Raw genomic sequence first — 16,607 nt, forward strand, 5'->3', positions numbered from 1 at the left:
GTCACCGCGCTGCGGGCCGCATTGAAGACCACCGCCGACGAGGTCGTCATTCCCGTGGCCGCCGCCGTTGACCTGGTCCACAGTGGGTGGCGTTCTTCGGCTTCTCATCGAGCGTCTTGACGATGACCCGCTCGACGTCCGCGTCGGTGATCTTCCGCGGGACACCGGGCCGCGGCTCGTCGGACAGGCCGTCCAGGCCACGTTCCAGAAAGCGCCGCCGCCAGGTGCGTGCCATGTCAGCGGTGAGTGGCGGTCCGTCGGGTTTCGCCAAGCCCTCTCAGGTGCCCCGCTCACCTCTCTCGCCAGGCGGAACAGTGAGGGGTGAACCAGATCCAGTGCCTGCCCGTCGGATCCGGGATGCCAGTCCCGTTCTGCTTCGGGAACCTGCTCCAGAACCCGGACCGCCTCGCGCAGCCGGGCCTGAGTCCGTCGTCGCCAGTGTGTCCGACTGCCACACCCCGTCGACGGCGGACACCTCGACACCCGTTCGCGCGTCCCGCGGCGTAACGCCGGAGTTCGGCAAGCACGTAACGAATCTGCGCCTCGGTGAGGCCCTGGGCGACCGCCTCCCGTGTCCGCCTGGCGGGGTGCCAGGGCCTGCGGGGACAGCGCGGCGGAGTCAGCGACGATGCACGCTGACCGCGTAACCGCCGCCGTCGTAGGGATCGGCGTCCCAGGTGGCGAAGCGGTCGGTGAGAGTGAGGCCGGCTGTGGTGCAGTGATCGTCGTACTCCGTCAGCGTGAGGCTGGGAGGCACGGGGAGATGCTCCCGGTCCAGGCCGAAGCCGGCGACGAGCAAGCCGCCCGGGCGCAGGGCTCGGGCCAGCGTGGCGGCGACGGCGCCCTCCGTGCCCGGCGCGAGGAGCGGGAAGACGTTGCCTGCCGCGACGACGAGGTCGAAGCCGGTGCCGACCCTCGCAGTGGCCGGGTCGAGATCAGCCAGGTCGGCCTGCAGCCAGGTGAGCCGTGGCGCGCTGCGACGTGCCACGGCCAGCATGGATGCGTCATGGTCCACACCCACCCCGTCGTAGCCGAGCCGGGCGAGCTCGATCAGGACCCGCCCGGTGCCGCAGCCCGCGTCCAGCACTCGTGAGCCGGGCGGCACAAGTGTGGCGCACAGACGCGCCTCGCCGTGAACATCCTGTCCGCGTTCGGCCAGTTCCGCGAAGCGGGCGGCGTACTGCTCACCGGACCCGCCACCCGTCAGCCGCTCCCATCGGTTCATACCGGTAAGCCTAAAGGCGTAGGGGCCGCACACGAGCTTCGGGAAGGGAGAACGGCCTCTCAGGGAGTGACGGTGGGGAAGCCGGGGTCCGGCTTGTCCAGGGCAGACATGAGCCGGGTGAGCAGGGCGGGATCGCCGGTCGTGGTGATGCCGTCGGTGCCCCGCCGGCGAGCAGGCTCACGGGCTGGTCCCTGGTCATCGCCATGGTGAGGCCCGCGTCGTCGGCCGAGCAGACCCGTGGTTCAGGTGAGGAGCCCGTTGGCGAGGCGGAGGCGCCAGCGACCGTCGTCGACGTGCCAGTCGATCGTGAGGTCGATCGCTCATGCTGTCGGCCCGTCGACCCGGACGGCGAGGCCGTCGATGAGCCGGCCCACGGCCAGGGCCTGCCGCACGTCGGGACCGAGTGCGGCACCGGCGCCGGGAGGGGCGCCGGGGGTGAGTTCCCGGGCGTCTGTAAGGCAGAAGTTCCGACAAACGGCGTTCTCCATGGCGTGGCCCAGGGGGTGTAGAGCGTGGCAAGGTCACGGTGGGCGCGCCTGTCGTCCGGATCGTTGAAGTCGGCATGGTGGAGCTGGGTGACGGCGAAGCAGGGGTCTCCCCGGTCCGCGTAGCGCCGGGCGCGTGCTCGGGCTGCGGACTGACGCCGGGGGTCTTGACCCTGCGGCGGGCCTCCTCGACCGGGGGTGCTCCCCCAGATGGGCGGGGCTCACCGTCCCACCCGCCATCACGGAGAGATCACGCAGGCAATGGATCATCGCGTTCCGCTCTCCGGGTACCGTCAAGACATGAGTCATCCGCATCCCGAGCTGAAAGCCGCCCCGCCCCTTCCCGAAGGGGGGCTGCGGGTCGTCCCCCTGGGCGGCCTGGGCGAGATCGGCCGCAACATGACCGTCTTCGAGCACGCGGGCAAGCTGCTCATCGTCGACTGCGGTGTGCTGTTCCCCGAGGAGACCCAGCCCGGCGTGGACGTGATCCTGCCGGACTTCACCTCGATCCGGGACCGGCTGGACGACATCGTGGCCGTGGTACTCACCCACGGCCACGAGGATCACATCGGCGGTGTGCCGTATCTGCTGCGTGAGCGCTCCGACCTACCCGTCGTCGGTTCGAAGCTGACCTTGGCGTTCCTGGAGGCCAAGCTCAAGGAACACGGCATCCGGCCGCGCCCGGTCCGGGTGCGTGAGGGCGATCGGCGGCGCTTCGGACCCTTCGACTGCGAGTTCGTGGCGGTCAACCACTCCATCCCGGACAGCCTCGCGGTCGCGATCCGTACCGGCGCCGGACTGGTTCTGCACACCGGGGACTTCAAGATGGACCAGTTCCCTCTCGACGATCGCATCACCGATCTGCGCGCCTTCGCCCGGCTCGGCGAGGAGGGCGTGGACCTCTTCCTCACCGACTCGACCAACGCCGAGGTGCCGGGCTTCACCACCTCCGAGCGTGAGCTGAACCCGGCGATCGAGCAGGTGATGCGCACCGCGCCCAGGAGGGTCATCGTCTCCAGCTTCGCCAGCCACGTGCACCGCATCCAGCAAGTCCTGGACGCCGCCCACCAGCACGGCCGCAAGGTCGCCTTCGTCGGCCGTTCCATGGTCCGCAACATGGGCATCGCCCGTGACCTGGGCTATCTGAAGGTCCCGTCCGGTCTGGTCGTGAGCACCAAGGAGCTGGAGAAGCTCCCGGACCGCAAGATCACTCTCGTGTGCACCGGCTCCCAGGGCGAACCGATGGCCGCGCTGTCTCGGATGGCCAACCGCGACCACATGATCCGCATCGGCAAGGGCGACACCGTCCTGCTCGCCAGCTCCCTCATCCCCGGCAACGAGAACGCCATCTACCGGGTGATCAATGGCCTCACCCGGTGGGGTGCCCATGTCGTCCACAAGGGCAACGCCAAGGTGCACGTCTCCGGGCACGCCAGCGCCGGTGAACTCGTCTACTGCTACAACATCGTCAAGCCCCGCAACGTCATGCCCGTGCACGGCGAATGGCGCCACCTGCGGGCCAACGGCGACCTCGCCATCCGTACCGGTGTCGACCCCGACCGGGTCGTCATCGCCGAGGACGGCGTCGTCGTCGACCTCGTCGGCGCGCGGGCGTCCATCACGGGCAAGGTACCCGCGGGCAACGTCTACGTGGACGGCATGGAAGTCGGCGGCGCCACCGAAGCGTCGCTCAAGGACCGCCTCACCCTCGCGGAGGAGGGCGTGGTGACGGTGGTGGCCATCGTCGACGCGGACACCGGTGCCCTTGCCGAGGCCCCCGACTTCCTGGCCCGCGGGTTCGTCCACGACGACCGCACCTTCGAGCCGGTCATCCCCGTCATCGAGAAGACCCTGGCCACCGCGGCCGAGGAAGGTGTCGGGGACGCGCGCCAACTCGAACAGCTCATCGCCCGCGCCGTGGCGAACTGGGCATTCCGCACCCACCGTCGCAAGCCCCTCATCATCCCTGTCATCATCGACGCCTGAGCCACAGCCCGGCAGCACCACCCCCGATTCCGGTCGCAGCCCCGCGAGCACCGAGATCGGGCACGGGAGCCGGCACTGGCGAACGGGCGCGCCGGCCGGGGACGCGCACACCGAGCTGACACGGGACGACTTCGGGCTGGCCTCTCAACTCCCTGACGAGCTCGGAGAGCTGGCCGGTCAGACGTGTGGTGCGGCGCTGATGGCGCTCCAGAAGCCCGGGAACCTGCTCTCGGAAGGACTGCCGCCCGCAGCCCAGGACTGGACGGACCAGCCGTCGTATCCTCACCCGGACCACGACCTGCCGGCCGTCGACCGGAACGTCCCGCACCGTCCGGCCGTGATACCCATGGACCCTCCCGTCACCGCCCCGCACACCGGACAGGGAACCGGAACATCCCGGGTCCGAGCCGTAACCCGGACTGTCTCGCCACCGTCCGCCACATCCTCGACGACCAACGCCGACAACACCATTCGTACAAGCGCGTTCGCATCACTGCGCGGGGACTGCGCCGTAGCGGCGGTTGCGGTGGGTGTAGTCGGTCATGGCCTGCCACAGGTCACGGCGGTCCATGTCGGGCCAGAGCTTGTCCGTGAAGAGGAGTTCGGCGTAGGCGGTGTGCCAGGGCAGGAAGTTGGAGATGCGCTGCTCGCCGCCTGTGCGGCAGAGCAGGTCGACGTCGGGCAGCTCGCCCAGGGGCAGGCGGGAGCGCAGCAGGTGTTCCGAGACCCGGACTCCGTCGAGCTGTCCGGCCCGTGCGGCGTCGGTCATGGAGTTGGCGGCCTGGATGAGTTCGTTGCGGCCGCCGTAGTTGAGGCAGAACGTGAGGTTGAGGCCGGTGCGGTCCTTGGTGACCTGCTCGTGGTTGTGCAGGAGGTCGGTGAAGTCGACGGGCAGGCCGTCGGGGAGCCCGGCCCAGCGAATCCGCATACGGCGTTGCAGGAATTCCCCGGACAGCAACTGTTCGCGTGCGAACGTCAGCAGGTTGTCGATCTCCTCCGGCGGGCGCTTTTCCCGGTTCTCGGTGGAGAGCAGGTACACGGTCAGGTACGGCAGCCCGATCTCCAGGGCGCCGTGCACGGCATCGACCAGCATCCGCACTCCGGCCTCGTGGCCGTCGCTGCGCGTGAGGCCGCGTGCGGTGGCCCAGCGGCCGTTGCCGTCCATGATGATCGCGACATGCCGCGGCATGCGCTCGGGTTCGAGTGTGGGTGGTCGGGCGCCGCCAGGATGGGGGCGCGGCGGCAGCAGCCCGCGGTCCGCGGTCCGGGGCGCGGGGAGTGCCGGGCGGGTGGGCAAGGGCACGGTGCGCCGTGTGGGCAGGGGGAAGAGCCGCCAGGCCGCGGCCGCCATGAGGCGGGCCGGGCCGGTGATGCGCCAGCCTGCGGCCCGGGAGGGTTGTACGGTGCGACGCAGCACCGCGGGTCCGGCTTGTTCGACGGCACGCAGGCGGGCGCGGTAGAGGTTGCAGCCGGTGCGCATCATGAGGGCCGGGCCGGTCGGCAGGCCGGCCCACAACTGTGGGTTGTCCAGCCAGCTTCGTGCTTGACCCAGGAGATGGCTGATCAGTGCCTGTACCTGGGGGGTCCACCGGCGTTCCAGGAGGTCTGCCTCGGTCACGCCGAAGCGTTGCAGTTCCTCCGCGGGCAAGGCGGCCGCGCCATGGCCGAGATCCTCGGCGAGATCTGTCAGTGCGTCGGTGAGCAACAGGGCATCGGCCAAGCGTTGGTAGGAGTCCAGGTGATGGAGATGGAGCGGGGTGTCGACGCCGGCGTGGCGCAGCATCTTCAGGCACTGCTCGAGGAAGGGCGTGATGGTGTTTCTGCTGCGCCTGCGCCATTCCTGCCAGGTTGCCGCGGCCGGAGCGGTCCGCAGGGCGTCCTGGTGGAAGGCGGCGAAGGTGGCGTCCACGTCGCCCGCGCTCAGGTTCCAGCACCACATGGCGTGCACGAGCGCCCGGCGGACCGGGTCCTCGCTCGTGCCGAGCCGCAGGTCGGTGTCAAGGGCGTCCTGCCATGCGCGCAGGCGCTTCGAGCCCTCGCTCCCACCGGTGTCTGCCAGGTCATCTGCGACGCAGAGGGCGGCGAACAGGGCGCTGCATGCCGGGCGCAGCTGTGGGGGCATCAGCAGCGAGATCAGGAAGTCTTCACGCCTGGTGGACCGTCCGTAGTCGTAGCACTTCCGGTAGGCGGCTCTCAGTTGCGGGTCGTGGATTTCGGCTTTCGTGCAGTCGGCAGCGAACACGGTGCTCCTTCGGGAGAGGGCGGGGTCGGGTCGGAGGCCGCGGCGCTGCTGTGTCGCCGGGAGGCAGGCCGGGGAAGGAAGCGGCGTCGAACCAGGCCGGTCGCACGCCGAGGGAACTCGGCACAGTGAAGGAGTGTGTGCGGGATCGTGCTCCGGCTGGTGCGGACGGTGAAGGCCGCGAGCCCGGCCATGGTGAGCCCTGCCGACCAGCACAGGCCGAGCAGGAGCTGACGCCAGGGGATCAGGGTGAGATCGACCGCGGACACGGCCGCCTGCATCGCCCCGTAGGCCGGCAGCCACTTCAGCATCGGGCTGTCCGCGGCAGGATTGGCGACGGGGTTCTGCAACGACAGGTCGACGAAACTGACCATGATGACGACGAACATCCCCGCCAGCTCGCTACGCAACACCGCCGCGAGCAGGATCCCGACACCTCCGTAGGCCAGGGCCCCCACCGTGAAGGCGCCGACCATGACATCGAGGCGCTCTGGCCGGTAGAAGACACACACCCACGTCGTGGCGTAGCCGGCGGTCAGCGCAGCGGTGAGCAGCAGAACACCGCTGCGGGCCAGTACCAGACACAGGCGTGGGTATCCGGCGATCACCAGCCGGTGGTCGAACTCCGCCGCGCGGCTGGCGGCGAGGAACATCATGAAACCGACGATCAGCGCGATGGCGTGCAAAGCACCCGACAGCTGGGTCACGGTGTCGGCGTCGAGGTCCACCGGCCGGTCGGCCGCCCGCAGGAAGAACCGCACCGGGTCACTGGGCAGGACCCGGTAGGCAAGCGTCAGCCACAGCGGTACGAAGAAGACGACCAGGACCAGCGCCAGGCGGTTGCGAGCCTGCTCCAGCACGGCGTGGCGCACCGCTGTGCCCAGACATTGCCAGAACCACTTCACGCGGCACTTCCCGCGACACCGCTGCCGTCGACGGCCAGGACGCCGTCCTGAAGCCGGTGCAGCACATCGAGGCGCTCCCGGTCGTAGACGAGATGGGAGACCACCACGACGGTGCGGCCCCGCTCCCGCAGAGCCTCGGCGATGTCCCAGAACCGCAGATACGTCTCCCAGTCGAAGCCCTGGTACGGCTCGTCCAGCAGCAGCACCTGCGGATCGTGCATCAAGGCCACGGCCAGGTTCAGTTTCTGCCGCGTCCCCCCACTGAGCGTGTGCAGACGGCTGCGAGGGCTCTCGTCGAAGCGCAACTCCTCCAGCAGCTCCCACGCCCGCTCGCAGCCATCGAGCCGGTAGGCGGCCTGGAAGAACCGCACATGCTCCCGCACCGTCAACGCCGGGTGCAGCACGGTGTTCTGCGGGCAGTACCCGATCCGCCCTTCGCAGTGAACCGTGCCGCTGTCGGCCGCCGCCTGCCCCACCAGGATGCGCAGCAGCGTGCTCTTCCCAGCCCCGTTCGCACCGACAATGCCCAACAGGCAGCCCTGCGGAACCTCCAGACTCACCCCGCGCAACACCGGGCGCCGACCATAGGCCTTACAGACAGCATCGAGGCGCAGAACGCCAGCTGGGGGTACGGGGGTTGCAAAGGTCACATCATTGGCAACGACTGGGCTGCGAGATAGTGGCGAGGGATCCGGGACGGTGTCGGCGGGACACCCCGGTCACGGACAGCTGCGCCGCCGACGTAGCAGCCTTCGTGCGGTCCGCTCACGTATTCGCCTGCGACGAGCCGCCCCGGCCTCGGCCTCGGCCAGCGAGTCGCCCCCCAGCGAGGCCCGCCTCGAAGTCGCGGGCCTCAAGCATGGCGGCCGTGGCCTGAGGCCAGGGGTCCCCACCCGGACGGATCGTGGATCGTCTGCGGTGACGAACGGGAGCCGGCAGGGACGTCACGATCGCCTCGGAACACAGCGCCACGAGATCTTTGGGTGGCCCGGACCCCGCGCTGATCCGCCGTCGGGCACTCAACGCCTGATCTCGTACCTGGTCGGCACCACGCCGAGCAACTGGCTACTGTCCTACCCCTACCCCGCCTGCACTTCGCCCCGACCGGATCCCCCTGGCTGAACCCGGTGGAACGCCGGTTCGCCGAGCTGACCAACAACACCGCCGTGCGTCTAGTGCCGCTCGTCGGTGCTCAGGTCCAGCCGCTGGTGGACCAGTCGGGCGAAGTGAGCCAGGGTGCGTCCGGTGGCCAGGTCGGCCGGTCCGAGGCGGATGTCGAACAGATCCCGGGCCTGTACCAGGAACTGCATCCCCAGCAGCGAGTCCAGTCCGAAGTCGGTGACGTTGAGCGTGGGGTCGAGGTCGGCCGGGTCGGCCTGCAGGACACCGGCGAGGAGCTGGGTGACCACGTCGGTGATCTTGCGCACCGCCTCGTCCACCGGGAGGCCCGCCAGCGTGTTCAGGAGCTCGTTACGGGCGTCCGGGGATGCCGCGGAGGACGCCGGAGCGAGCGGGGCGAACCGAGGGGTGGTCAGGGCGGGCAGCAGATGACGTGCGGTCCCCCAGCGGTAGCGGCCCGCTCCGGCGACATCGGTGCCGGCGGCCAAGAGGTGGTCGGCGGTGGTCAGGACCTCGGCGGGGGTGAGCAGTTCGAGGCCCCGTCCTGCCATGGCGGCCGCCATGCCGCTGCGGGCGACGTAGCCGGTTTCGCCGATCGGCCCCCAGGCCAGTGCCGTACCCGTCCGGCCGGTGCCGCGCCGGGCCCGGGTGAGGGCCTCCAGGTAGGCGTTGGCCGCCGCGTAGGCGGACTGTCCCGGATTTCCGATGCCGGCGGAGACGGACGAGTACGTGAGGAACAGGTCCAGATCGCGTTCTGCGGTGAGGTGGTCCAGCAGGGCCGCGCCCGCCGCCTTGGGCGCCAGTACGGCGGCGAACCGGTCGTCGGTGAGCTCGGACAGCACCGCGTCGTCCATGTGCATCGCCGCGTGCACGATGCCTTTCAGGGGGTGCCCGGTGGCGTCCACGGCCTTTAGGACCCGGCGCAGCGCCGCTTCCTCGGTGACGTCGGCAGCGTGTGCGGTGGCCCGCACACCACGGTCGGTCAGTTCCCGCAGCAGGGTGTGCGCGCCGGGGGCGTCGGGTCCGCTGCGGGAGAGCAGGGCCAGGTGCCGGGCCCCGCGATCGGCCAGCAGGTGTGCGGTGGCGGCGCCGAGCCCGCTCAGTCCGCCGGTGATCAGGTAGGTGCCCTCGCCGTCGAGGCGGAGGGAACCGAGTGCGGGTTCGACAGGGACGGGTTCGTCCAGGGGATCGAAGGTGACGACGACCTTGCCGGTGTGCCGGGAATGCTGCAGGAGGTGGAAGGCCTCGTCGACACGGGCGGCGGGATAGACCGTGTGGGGCAGAGGCCGGTAGGTGCGGGAGCCGATCGCCGCAGCGAAGTCCCCGACGAGCCGGGTCCGGAGGGCCGGGTCGTCCACGACGGCGTCGAGGTTGAAGCCGATGAAGGTGAGACTGCGGTGGAAGGGGCGCAGCGTGATCGGATTGTTGAGGAAGATGTCCCTCTTGCCGAGCTCGATGAAGCGGCCGTTGGGGCGCAGGAGGTCGATGCCCTGGGCGATGGCCTCACCGCTGAGGGAGTTCACCACGACGTCCACACCCCGGCCGCCAGTGAGCTCCTGAACCCGGTGGACGAAGTCCAGGCTGCGGGAGTCGAGTACGTGCTCGACGCCGAGCGTGCGCAGCAGGTCGCGTTTGGTCTCCGTGCCGGCGGTGGCGATGACGTGGGCGCCCTGCCGGCGGGCGCACTGCAGGACGGCCAGCCCCACCGCCCCGGCTCCGCCGTGGACGAGCACGGTCTCCCCCGCGCCGAGTCGGGCCAGTTCGACCAGGGTGTGGTGGACGGTCAGGAAGGCGACGGGGAAGGTCGCCGCCTCCGTGAGGCTCATCCCGTCGTGAACACGGACGACGGCGAAGGCGGCGGTCGTGGCGTGCGAGGCGAGTGCGGCGGGCACGAGGCCGCAGACCCGGTCACCGGGCTTCAGGTCCTCCACCCCCGTTCCCACGGCCCGCACGATGCCGGCACCGTCGGTGCCCAGTCCCCGGCCGAGCGGACTGTTCTCCACCGCCTCGGGCGGCAGCAGGCCGTTGGCCCGCATGGGGTCCCGGTAGTTCAGGGCCACGGCCCGCATCTCCAGTACCACCTCGCCCGGTCCGGGCTCGGGCTCGTCTGTCTGCCTCCAGACGAGCCGCCGGTGCAGGCCCGGGTCACGGGCTTCCAGGATGAACGGCGTGCCGGCGGGGACGCCCGGGGGCTCGTTCACCGGGTGCTGTACCTGCCGGGGCACGAACCTGCCCCGTGCGGTCAGGACGATCTCGTCCTCCCGAACGCTCCGGTCGTCGTCGCCGGGTGCGAGAAGTTCGCCGGCCAGGCGGCGGGCGTCGGTGTCGGTGTCACCGGTGCGGTGGCAGGACAAGCGGCGCAGCCACAAGTCCGGGCGCTCGTTGGCGAGGGTGCGGCAGGCCGCCCAGACGGCCGCGTCCACCGGGTGCGTCGGCTGCTCCGGGGCCGGGAAGAGGCCGGTCGGACGTGTGACGAGCCATACCTGAGGGCTGGTTCCGCCCTTCAGGCCGTCGCAGGCGGTGGCCAGGGAGCGCAGGAGGGCTGCGCGGCGGGTGGTCCGCGTGACGGTCTCGTGCGGGCCGGGTGCGGCGAGCAGCAGGACGACGCGCGGATCGGGCTCCGTGGGCAAGGCCGCGCTCCAGGAGGCGGCCTCGTCGGGCGCCGTGATCACGGTGGCCTTCCCGAGACGGGCTGCCAGAGCTCGCGCTGTCGCCGTCTCGGTGCCGTCCTCTACGGCGATGACCCAGGTGGTGCGCGGCACCGGCCGTGCTGTCGAGGTGGTGCCCGGCACCGGCCGCGCTGTCCCGGTGGTGGCCGTCGCCCGGCCGTGGTCCGCCGCGGCGAGGAGGACGGAGCGGTCCTCGGGCCCGGTCTGCGCCACACCGGAGAAGCCGCACCGGTACAGCAGCGGTGTCCACCGGTCCCGGCCGAGGATGCGGGACACGGGGCGCAGGGTGTGGTCCCCGCGCTCCCAGAAGTCGTTCAGCGTGCCGTACAGCAGAGCTTGGAGCGGGGCGTGGTGCGGTTCGGTGGCCAGCAGATGTCCGCCGGGGGCCAGCACACCGTGCAGCCGGCGCAGGGTCGCGGCCAGGTCGGTGGTGGTGTGCAGGGCGTCGCCCGCGAGGACGAGGTCGTATCCGCCTCGGGGCAGGCCCTGGTCGGCCGGGTCGGCGTTCGGGTTCACCGTCCGGTAGTCGACGAAGTCGTGGGCCGAGAAGCGGTGTTCGGCGCGAGTGAGGATGCTGCCGGTGGGTGCGGTGCACGTGTAGCGGGTCCGGTCGGCCGGCAGCACGGGCAGGGCCGCGGCCGTCAGGGCGGTGGTGGTCGCGCCGAATTCCAGGACGCGCAGCGGGCGGTCGGCGGGCCAGCGGGCGACGATGTCACCGAGCAGGGCCTGCACGGCCCGGTGGGCGAAGCGGTGGGCGGGGCCGGACTCGTGGAGTTGCTCGTAGGCGCTGTCCCCGGCCGGCAGGGTTTCGCGTGCGTCGGCGTGTCCCCGCACCACGTCGGGCAGCCGGCGCAGGTGCCGGTTGATGAGCAGTGTCTCGGCGCCGTAGGCGGGATGGTCCTCGACCAGGGCGCGCAGCAGGGCCTCGGTACGGGTCTCCGCGCCGGTCAGCAGCCAGGTCTCTCCTGTCGGCCGGGCGAGACCGTACTGGGCCAGCAGGGGCAGCATCAGCCGGGCGAGCCGTCGGTGCCGGGGCTGGAGGCCCCCGGCCACGAGGTCGTCCATCGAGAACGGGGCCGCCGGGTCGGCGAGAAGTCCGTGCAGCGTCCCGGCCCAGCAATGGGCGCCGGCCTGCTCGGCGGCCGCGGTGAACCGGCGGTGGCCGCCGTCGTCCAGGGCGGTGCGTGCGGCGGCGATGCGCGATTCGGCCGCGGATGCCACCTCGGCGGGCGTGGGGAGCGGGGAGGGCGGGGCGGCGGTCGGGGGGTGGGGGGCGGCCCTCAGGACGGTGCGCTGGACGGTCAGCGGGGTGCGTTCGGCCAGGTGTGCCCGGCGGGTGCGGCAGCCGTCGATCTCGACGGTGACCGTGCCGTCGGGGTCGGCGTATGTGATGTCCCAGCACATCTCGTTGGCGCTGCTGCTGCGACGGCGCAGATGTACGACGCCGGCGGGCGCGGGGGTGCGCCACACGCGTACGGCTCCGAACACGGTCGGGAGGAACGCGGCGGACTCCCCCCGCGCCTCGGCGAGGGCCACGGTGGCCTGCAACGGCGCGTCGATCAGGACCGGGTGGGCGGTGTAGGCGTCGGCGGGGTGCTTTAGCCGGTAGCTGACCAGTGCCTCGCCGTCGCCGGTGTCGACGCGGTCGACGAGCTGGAAGTCCGGCCCGCAGTGCAGACCGATGCCGTGGCACATGTGGTAGAAGCCGGGGCCGTCGAGGCTCCGGTCGCAGCGTGCCCGGAGTGCGCCGACGTCGAGCGGGGCCGGTGCCGTGCCGAGCAGGCTACGGACCTGTGCGCGTACCACGGGCAGGCACTCGCCGCCGTGTTCCTCACGGACGCTGATGGTCACGGCGCCGTCGTCGGGGGTGACCGCGGTCTGCAGGGCGACCGGCGTCGGGTCCGGCCATCGCAGGGACAGCGGACGGCCGATCTCCAGGTGCCGTACCTCGACCGGGCGGTCCATGGCCCGGCGACCGGCGCTCAGAGCCATCTCCACGTAGGCGGCGGCCGGCATGAGGACGTCGTCGCCGATCCTGTGGTCGCCCAGCCAGGGCACCAGTTGCGGCTCGACGGTGCCGTGCCACACGGGGTGCGGGGCGGGCATCCGCTCGCCCACCAGTGGATGGTCCAGCAGGCCGCTGCCGCTGGTGTGGGCGACCAGGTCCTGCGCGGTGCCGTGCCAGTGCCGTTCGTGCTGCCACGCGTAGGCGGGCAGGTCGACCACCCGGCCGGGGCGGGGGAAGTGGTGCCGCCAGTCGGTCGCGGTGCCGGCGGCGAGTACGGCGGCGACGGCTGCCGCGGACTCGCGCAGGCCGTCCCCGTCGCGGTGCAGGGTGGGGACGCAGATGGCGCCCGTGTGGCGCAGATAGGGGCGCAGCACCGGGTGCGGTCCGATCTCGACCAGGACACCGGCGTGCTCGGTGGCGAGGTGGGCGGCGGCCTCGGCGAACCGTACCGGCTCACGGACGTTGCGCCACCAGTACGCGGCGTCGAGTTCGGGCCCGTCCAGCGGGGTGCCGGCGACGGTGGAGACGAACGGGATGCGGGCCGGGGCGGGTTCGAGGCCGTCGAGGGCGTCGAGCAGCGGCTTCCTGATGGGGTCCATGGCACGGCTGTGGAAGGCGTAGTCGAGGTCCAGTTCGCGGAAGAAGACGCCGCGGCCGGTCAGTTCGGCTCCCCAGGCCGCGAGCGCGTCGGCGTCCCCGGCGACGGTCACGTCCCGGTCGCTGTTGATCCCCGCGATCTCCAGCGCGCCGTCGTGGCGGAGCAGCTCCTCGCGTGCCTGTGCCTCGGGCAGCCCGACGGCGGCCATCCGGCCCCGGCCCGCCGTGGCGCCCTGGGTGCGGCTGCGTTCGGCGATCACCAGCGCGGCCTGCTCCAGGGTGAGGACCCCGGCGGCGAGGGCGGCGGCGACCTCGCCGACGCTGTGTCCGGTCACCGCCCGAGGGCGCACCCCGTGCGAGGCCAGCAGCGCGGTGAGGCCCACCTGCACGGCGAAGAGGGCGGGCTGGGCCACCTCGGTGCGCTGCCATTTCCGGGGGGACGGGTGGGCCAGTTCCTTGGCCACCGACCAGCCCAGGTGGGGTGCCAGGGCCGCGTCGGCCTCCTGGACGGCTCCGCGGAACACCGGTTCGCTCCGCAGCAGGTCGGCGGCCATGCCCGGCCACTGGGAGGCGTTGCCGGAGAACACGAAGGCGATTCCGTCCCGCTCACCGGCGCGTACCAGGGCCCCGCCGGCGGGCTCCGCGGCCGTCAGCCGGTCCAACTGCCGGGCGGCCTCCTGCGGGTCGGCGGCCAGTACGGCGGCGCGGTGCGGGTGCGCGGTGCGCCGTACGGTGCTGGTGTGGGCCACGTCGTAGAAGTCCGCCGGCTCGGCGTTGCGCAGTCGCTCCGCCATGCGGGCGGTCATCTGCTTCAGCGCCTTGGCGGACCGGGCGGAGACGACGAGTGGCAGCGGGCGTCCGTCCGGCACCGGGCTCGGCTCGGGTCGCCGGGCGGTGGGCGGCTGGACGACGACGGCGTGGGCGTTGGCTCCGCCGAAACCGAAGGCGCTCACTCCGACGGCCGCCCTCTGCTCCGGGTCCAGCGGGACGGGGACGACGGCGGGGGCCAGTCCCAGGCCGTCGAAGTCGATGCGGGGGTTGAGGGGAAGGGCGTGCAGGGACGCCGGTACCAGCCGGTGGCGCAGGACCAGGATCGCCTTGAGCAGGCCGGCCATTCCGGCGGCGGGTTCCAGATGGCCGATGTTCGTCTTCACCGAGCCGATCGGCAGCGGTCCGCGGCTGCGGCGCCGGCCCAGGGCCCGGCCGATGGCCTCGGCCTCGGCCGGGTCACCGGCCTGGGTGCCGGTGCCGTGGGCCTCGACGTACACCAGGTCGTCCGCGTCGATCCCGGCCTCCGCGTAGACCGTGTGCAGCAGCGCTTCCTGGGTCTCGGCGCTGGGTACGATCATTCCGGTGCTGCGGCCGTCCGTGTTGTTGCCGGTGGCGGCCAGTACGGCGTGCACGCGGTCGCCGTCCGCCACCGCGTCCGTGAGGCGCTTGAGGACGAGCACCGCACCGCCCTCCGCGCGGACGAACCCGTCGGCGTCGGCGGAGAACGCCGCGCAGCGTCCGCGGCGCGACAGCATGCCCGCGTAGGAGAAACCGGCGAAGGAATAGGGGTTGGACAGCACGTTGACGCCGCCGACCAGGGCGACGCGGCCCTGGCCCTCGCGCAGAGTGCGGCAGGCGCGGTCCAGGGCGACCAGGGCGGAGGAGCAGGCCGTGTCCACGGCCATGCTCGGCCCGCGCAGGTCGAAGGCGTACGACATCCGGTTCGCCGTGATGGACAGGGTGGCGCCGGGCATGGTGTGCGGGCTCGTGTGGTCCTGCATCATGGACAGGTTCACGCCGTAACCGGGGTCGGAGACGCCCACGTACACGCAGGTGTCCGACCCGGCCAGTGACTCGGCGGGAATGGCGGCGTCGTCCAGTGCCTCGGCCGTCATTTCCAGCAGCAGCCGCTGTTGCGGGTCGATGTGCCGGGCCTCCGCGGGTGACATGCCGAAGTAGGCCGCGTCGAACGAGGCGACGTCCTCGAGAAAGCCGCCGGCGGCGGTGTAGCTGCGACCTGCCCGCACGCCTCCCGGGTCGACGATGCGGTCGCGGGGCAGCCGGTCGGCGGGCATCTCGCCGACCATGTCGCGCCCGTCGCGCAGCACGGCCCACAGGCCCTCCAGGTCGGTGATGCCTCCGGGAAGCCGGCACCCCACGCCCACCACCGCCACGGCCCGGTCAAGCTGCTGCATCGCCAAGTCCCCGCCCCTTCACATCGATCACTGGCCTTCGTGCGGATTGAAGAGGACGAAGCGGTCAAGGAATGGAGGAATTGGCGGTACAGCACTCGTTGTAGTGAATATCAGCACACATACGTCATGCCGGTTTCGCACCGGCTACGGTGACCCGGTGTCCGAAGCCACCCGTGCCCGTATCGCCGCCGTCTGCGCTCACCTTCCGTCCCGTTACCGGACCTTGGACGAAACCCGTGTCAAGATCACCGAAACGGGTGGCTACGCCCCGCCGCCCGGTCTGCTGGAGGACCTCACCGGCGTGCGCGGGGTCCATGTCCACGAGGACGGCGAGAACGCCTCCGACCTCGCCGTGGCGGCCGCCCGCAGCGCCCTCGACGAAGCCGGTCTGAAGATCGGCGACGTGGACCTGCTGCTGTTCGCCTCGACCTCGCAGGACCTGGTCGAACCCGCGACCGCCCATCTCGTGGCCACCAAACTGGGCGCCTCCTGCCCGGTGTTCGACGTCAAAAACGCCTGCAACAGCTTCCTCAACGGCATGGAGGTGGCCGCGTCGTTCATCGAGACCGGCCGTTACAGCACGGTCCTCATCGCCTGCGGCGAGCCCTCCACCCTGGCCACCCGCTGGCACCTTCCCGACCGTGAGGACCTGCTCAGGGCACTTCCCGGCTACACGGCCTCCGACGCCGGCGCCGCGATGGTGCTCGCCGCCGGCCCCGCGGGCGACGGCGATCCCGGCATCCTGTCCCTCCGGTTCGTCAGCAACTCCCCCGCCTGGGAGGCCTGCACGGTGGCCGGCGGCGGAAGCATGCACCACCTCTCCGTCCACGACGACCACACCACCCTGCGCCTGAACGGGGACCTGCGGCAGAGCGCACTCGACGTGCTCCCCCGGATCATGGACACCGCAGGGGAGGAACTCCGGGCGGCGCAGGCCGGCGCCTACTCCTTCATCGCCTTCCACCAGATCGCCATGCCGCAGTACCGCGAGGTGATCGACACCTTCTCCCTGCCCGAGGACCGGTGCATGCCCGCGGTGGCCGAGCACGGGAACTGCGCGGCGGCCTCCCTGCCCCTGCAACTGGCCAAGGCACGGGAGGCCGACCGCATCGAGAGCGGGGACCTGGTGGCGATGATCGGTCTGGCCAGTGGTTTCAGCTTCGGTCTGGCGCTCGTCCGGTGGTGACC

The 16,607-nt window shown here is 71.5% G+C and carries 9 protein-coding genes and 2 pseudogenes; 2 read left to right on the plus strand and 9 right to left on the minus strand.

Annotated elements, in window-relative coordinates; translation table 11 throughout:
• Positions 1-46: 46 nt before the first annotated feature.
• The 4 genes and pseudogenes from ACZ7MF_RS15240 to ACZ7MF_RS15255 form a co-directional block, all read right to left on the minus strand.
• On the minus strand, positions 47-235 hold the full coding sequence (locus tag ACZ7MF_RS15240; protein WP_471477283.1) for a helix-turn-helix domain-containing protein: 189 nt from the start codon (positions 233-235) through the stop codon (positions 47-49).
• A gap of 11 nt (positions 236-246) precedes the next feature.
• Positions 247-584, minus strand: a pseudogene (locus tag ACZ7MF_RS15245) (DUF4246 family protein); the annotation flags it as partial.
• 35 nt (positions 585-619) lie between these two features.
• On the minus strand, positions 620-1,225 hold the full coding sequence (locus ACZ7MF_RS15250) for a class I SAM-dependent methyltransferase (RefSeq protein ID WP_471477284.1): 606 nt from the start codon (positions 1,223-1,225) through the stop codon (positions 620-622).
• 59 nt (positions 1,226-1,284) lie between these two features.
• Positions 1,285-1,458 (minus strand): alkyl sulfatase C-terminal domain-containing protein, encoded by a 174-nt coding sequence (locus tag ACZ7MF_RS15255; protein ID WP_471478826.1) that lies wholly within the window; start codon positions 1,456-1,458, stop codon positions 1,285-1,287.
• Between the two features lie 552 nt (positions 1,459-2,010).
• On the opposite strand from ACZ7MF_RS15255, the gene ACZ7MF_RS15260 reads away from it, so the two are divergent.
• A complete protein-coding gene (locus ACZ7MF_RS15260) occupies positions 2,011-3,696 on the plus strand; it encodes a ribonuclease J (protein ID WP_471477285.1) in 1,686 nt (561 codons plus the stop codon).
• Between the two features lie 136 nt (positions 3,697-3,832).
• On the opposite strand, the pseudogene ACZ7MF_RS15265 reads toward ACZ7MF_RS15260, so the two are convergent.
• From ACZ7MF_RS15265 to ACZ7MF_RS15285, 5 genes and pseudogenes are all read right to left on the minus strand, one after another.
• A pseudogene (locus ACZ7MF_RS15265) lies at positions 3,833-4,167 on the minus strand (transposase family protein); the annotation flags it as partial.
• Between the two features lie 19 nt (positions 4,168-4,186).
• A complete protein-coding gene (gene uppS / locus ACZ7MF_RS15270) occupies positions 4,187-5,938 on the minus strand; it encodes a polyprenyl diphosphate synthase (protein ID WP_471477286.1) in 1,752 nt (583 codons plus the stop codon).
• Positions 5,890-6,840: an ABC transporter permease gene (locus ACZ7MF_RS15275; protein WP_471477287.1), complete on the minus strand. Its 951-nt coding sequence runs from the start codon at positions 6,838-6,840 to the stop codon at positions 5,890-5,892. The genes uppS and ACZ7MF_RS15275 overlap by 49 nt, the downstream gene beginning before the upstream one ends.
• On the minus strand, positions 6,837-7,490 hold the full coding sequence (locus ACZ7MF_RS15280) for an ABC transporter ATP-binding protein (RefSeq protein WP_471477288.1): 654 nt from the start codon (positions 7,488-7,490) through the stop codon (positions 6,837-6,839). The genes ACZ7MF_RS15275 and ACZ7MF_RS15280 overlap by 4 nt, the downstream gene beginning before the upstream one ends.
• 522 nt (positions 7,491-8,012) lie before the next feature.
• On the minus strand, positions 8,013-15,419 hold the full coding sequence (locus ACZ7MF_RS15285; protein ID WP_471477289.1) for an SDR family NAD(P)-dependent oxidoreductase: 7,407 nt from the start codon (positions 15,417-15,419) through the stop codon (positions 8,013-8,015).
• A gap of 157 nt (positions 15,420-15,576) precedes the next feature.
• On the opposite strand from ACZ7MF_RS15285, the gene ACZ7MF_RS15290 reads away from it, so the two are divergent.
• On the plus strand, positions 15,577-16,605 hold the full coding sequence (locus ACZ7MF_RS15290; protein ID WP_471477290.1) for a 3-oxoacyl-ACP synthase III family protein: 1,029 nt from the start codon (positions 15,577-15,579) through the stop codon (positions 16,603-16,605).
• Positions 16,606-16,607 lie beyond the last annotated feature (2 nt).

The organism is Streptomyces sp. NPDC111628 (assembly GCF_055635195.1).

What these genes read in the sequence shown, in the direction of transcription:
- ACZ7MF_RS15240 (WP_471477283.1), bottom strand. Translation starts at nt 235, where the DNA reads ATGGCACGCACCTGGCGGCGGCGCTTTCTGGAACGTGGCCTGGACGGC.
- ACZ7MF_RS15250 (WP_471477284.1), bottom strand. Translation starts at nt 1,225, where the DNA reads ATGAACCGATGGGAGCGGCTGACGGGTGGCGGGTCCGGTGAGCAGTAC.
- ACZ7MF_RS15260 (WP_471477285.1), top strand. Translation starts at nt 2,011, where the DNA reads ATGAGTCATCCGCATCCCGAGCTGAAAGCCGCCCCGCCCCTTCCCGAA.
- ACZ7MF_RS15285 (WP_471477289.1), bottom strand. Translation starts at nt 15,419, where the DNA reads ATGCAGCAGCTTGACCGGGCCGTGGCGGTGGTGGGCGTGGGGTGCCGG.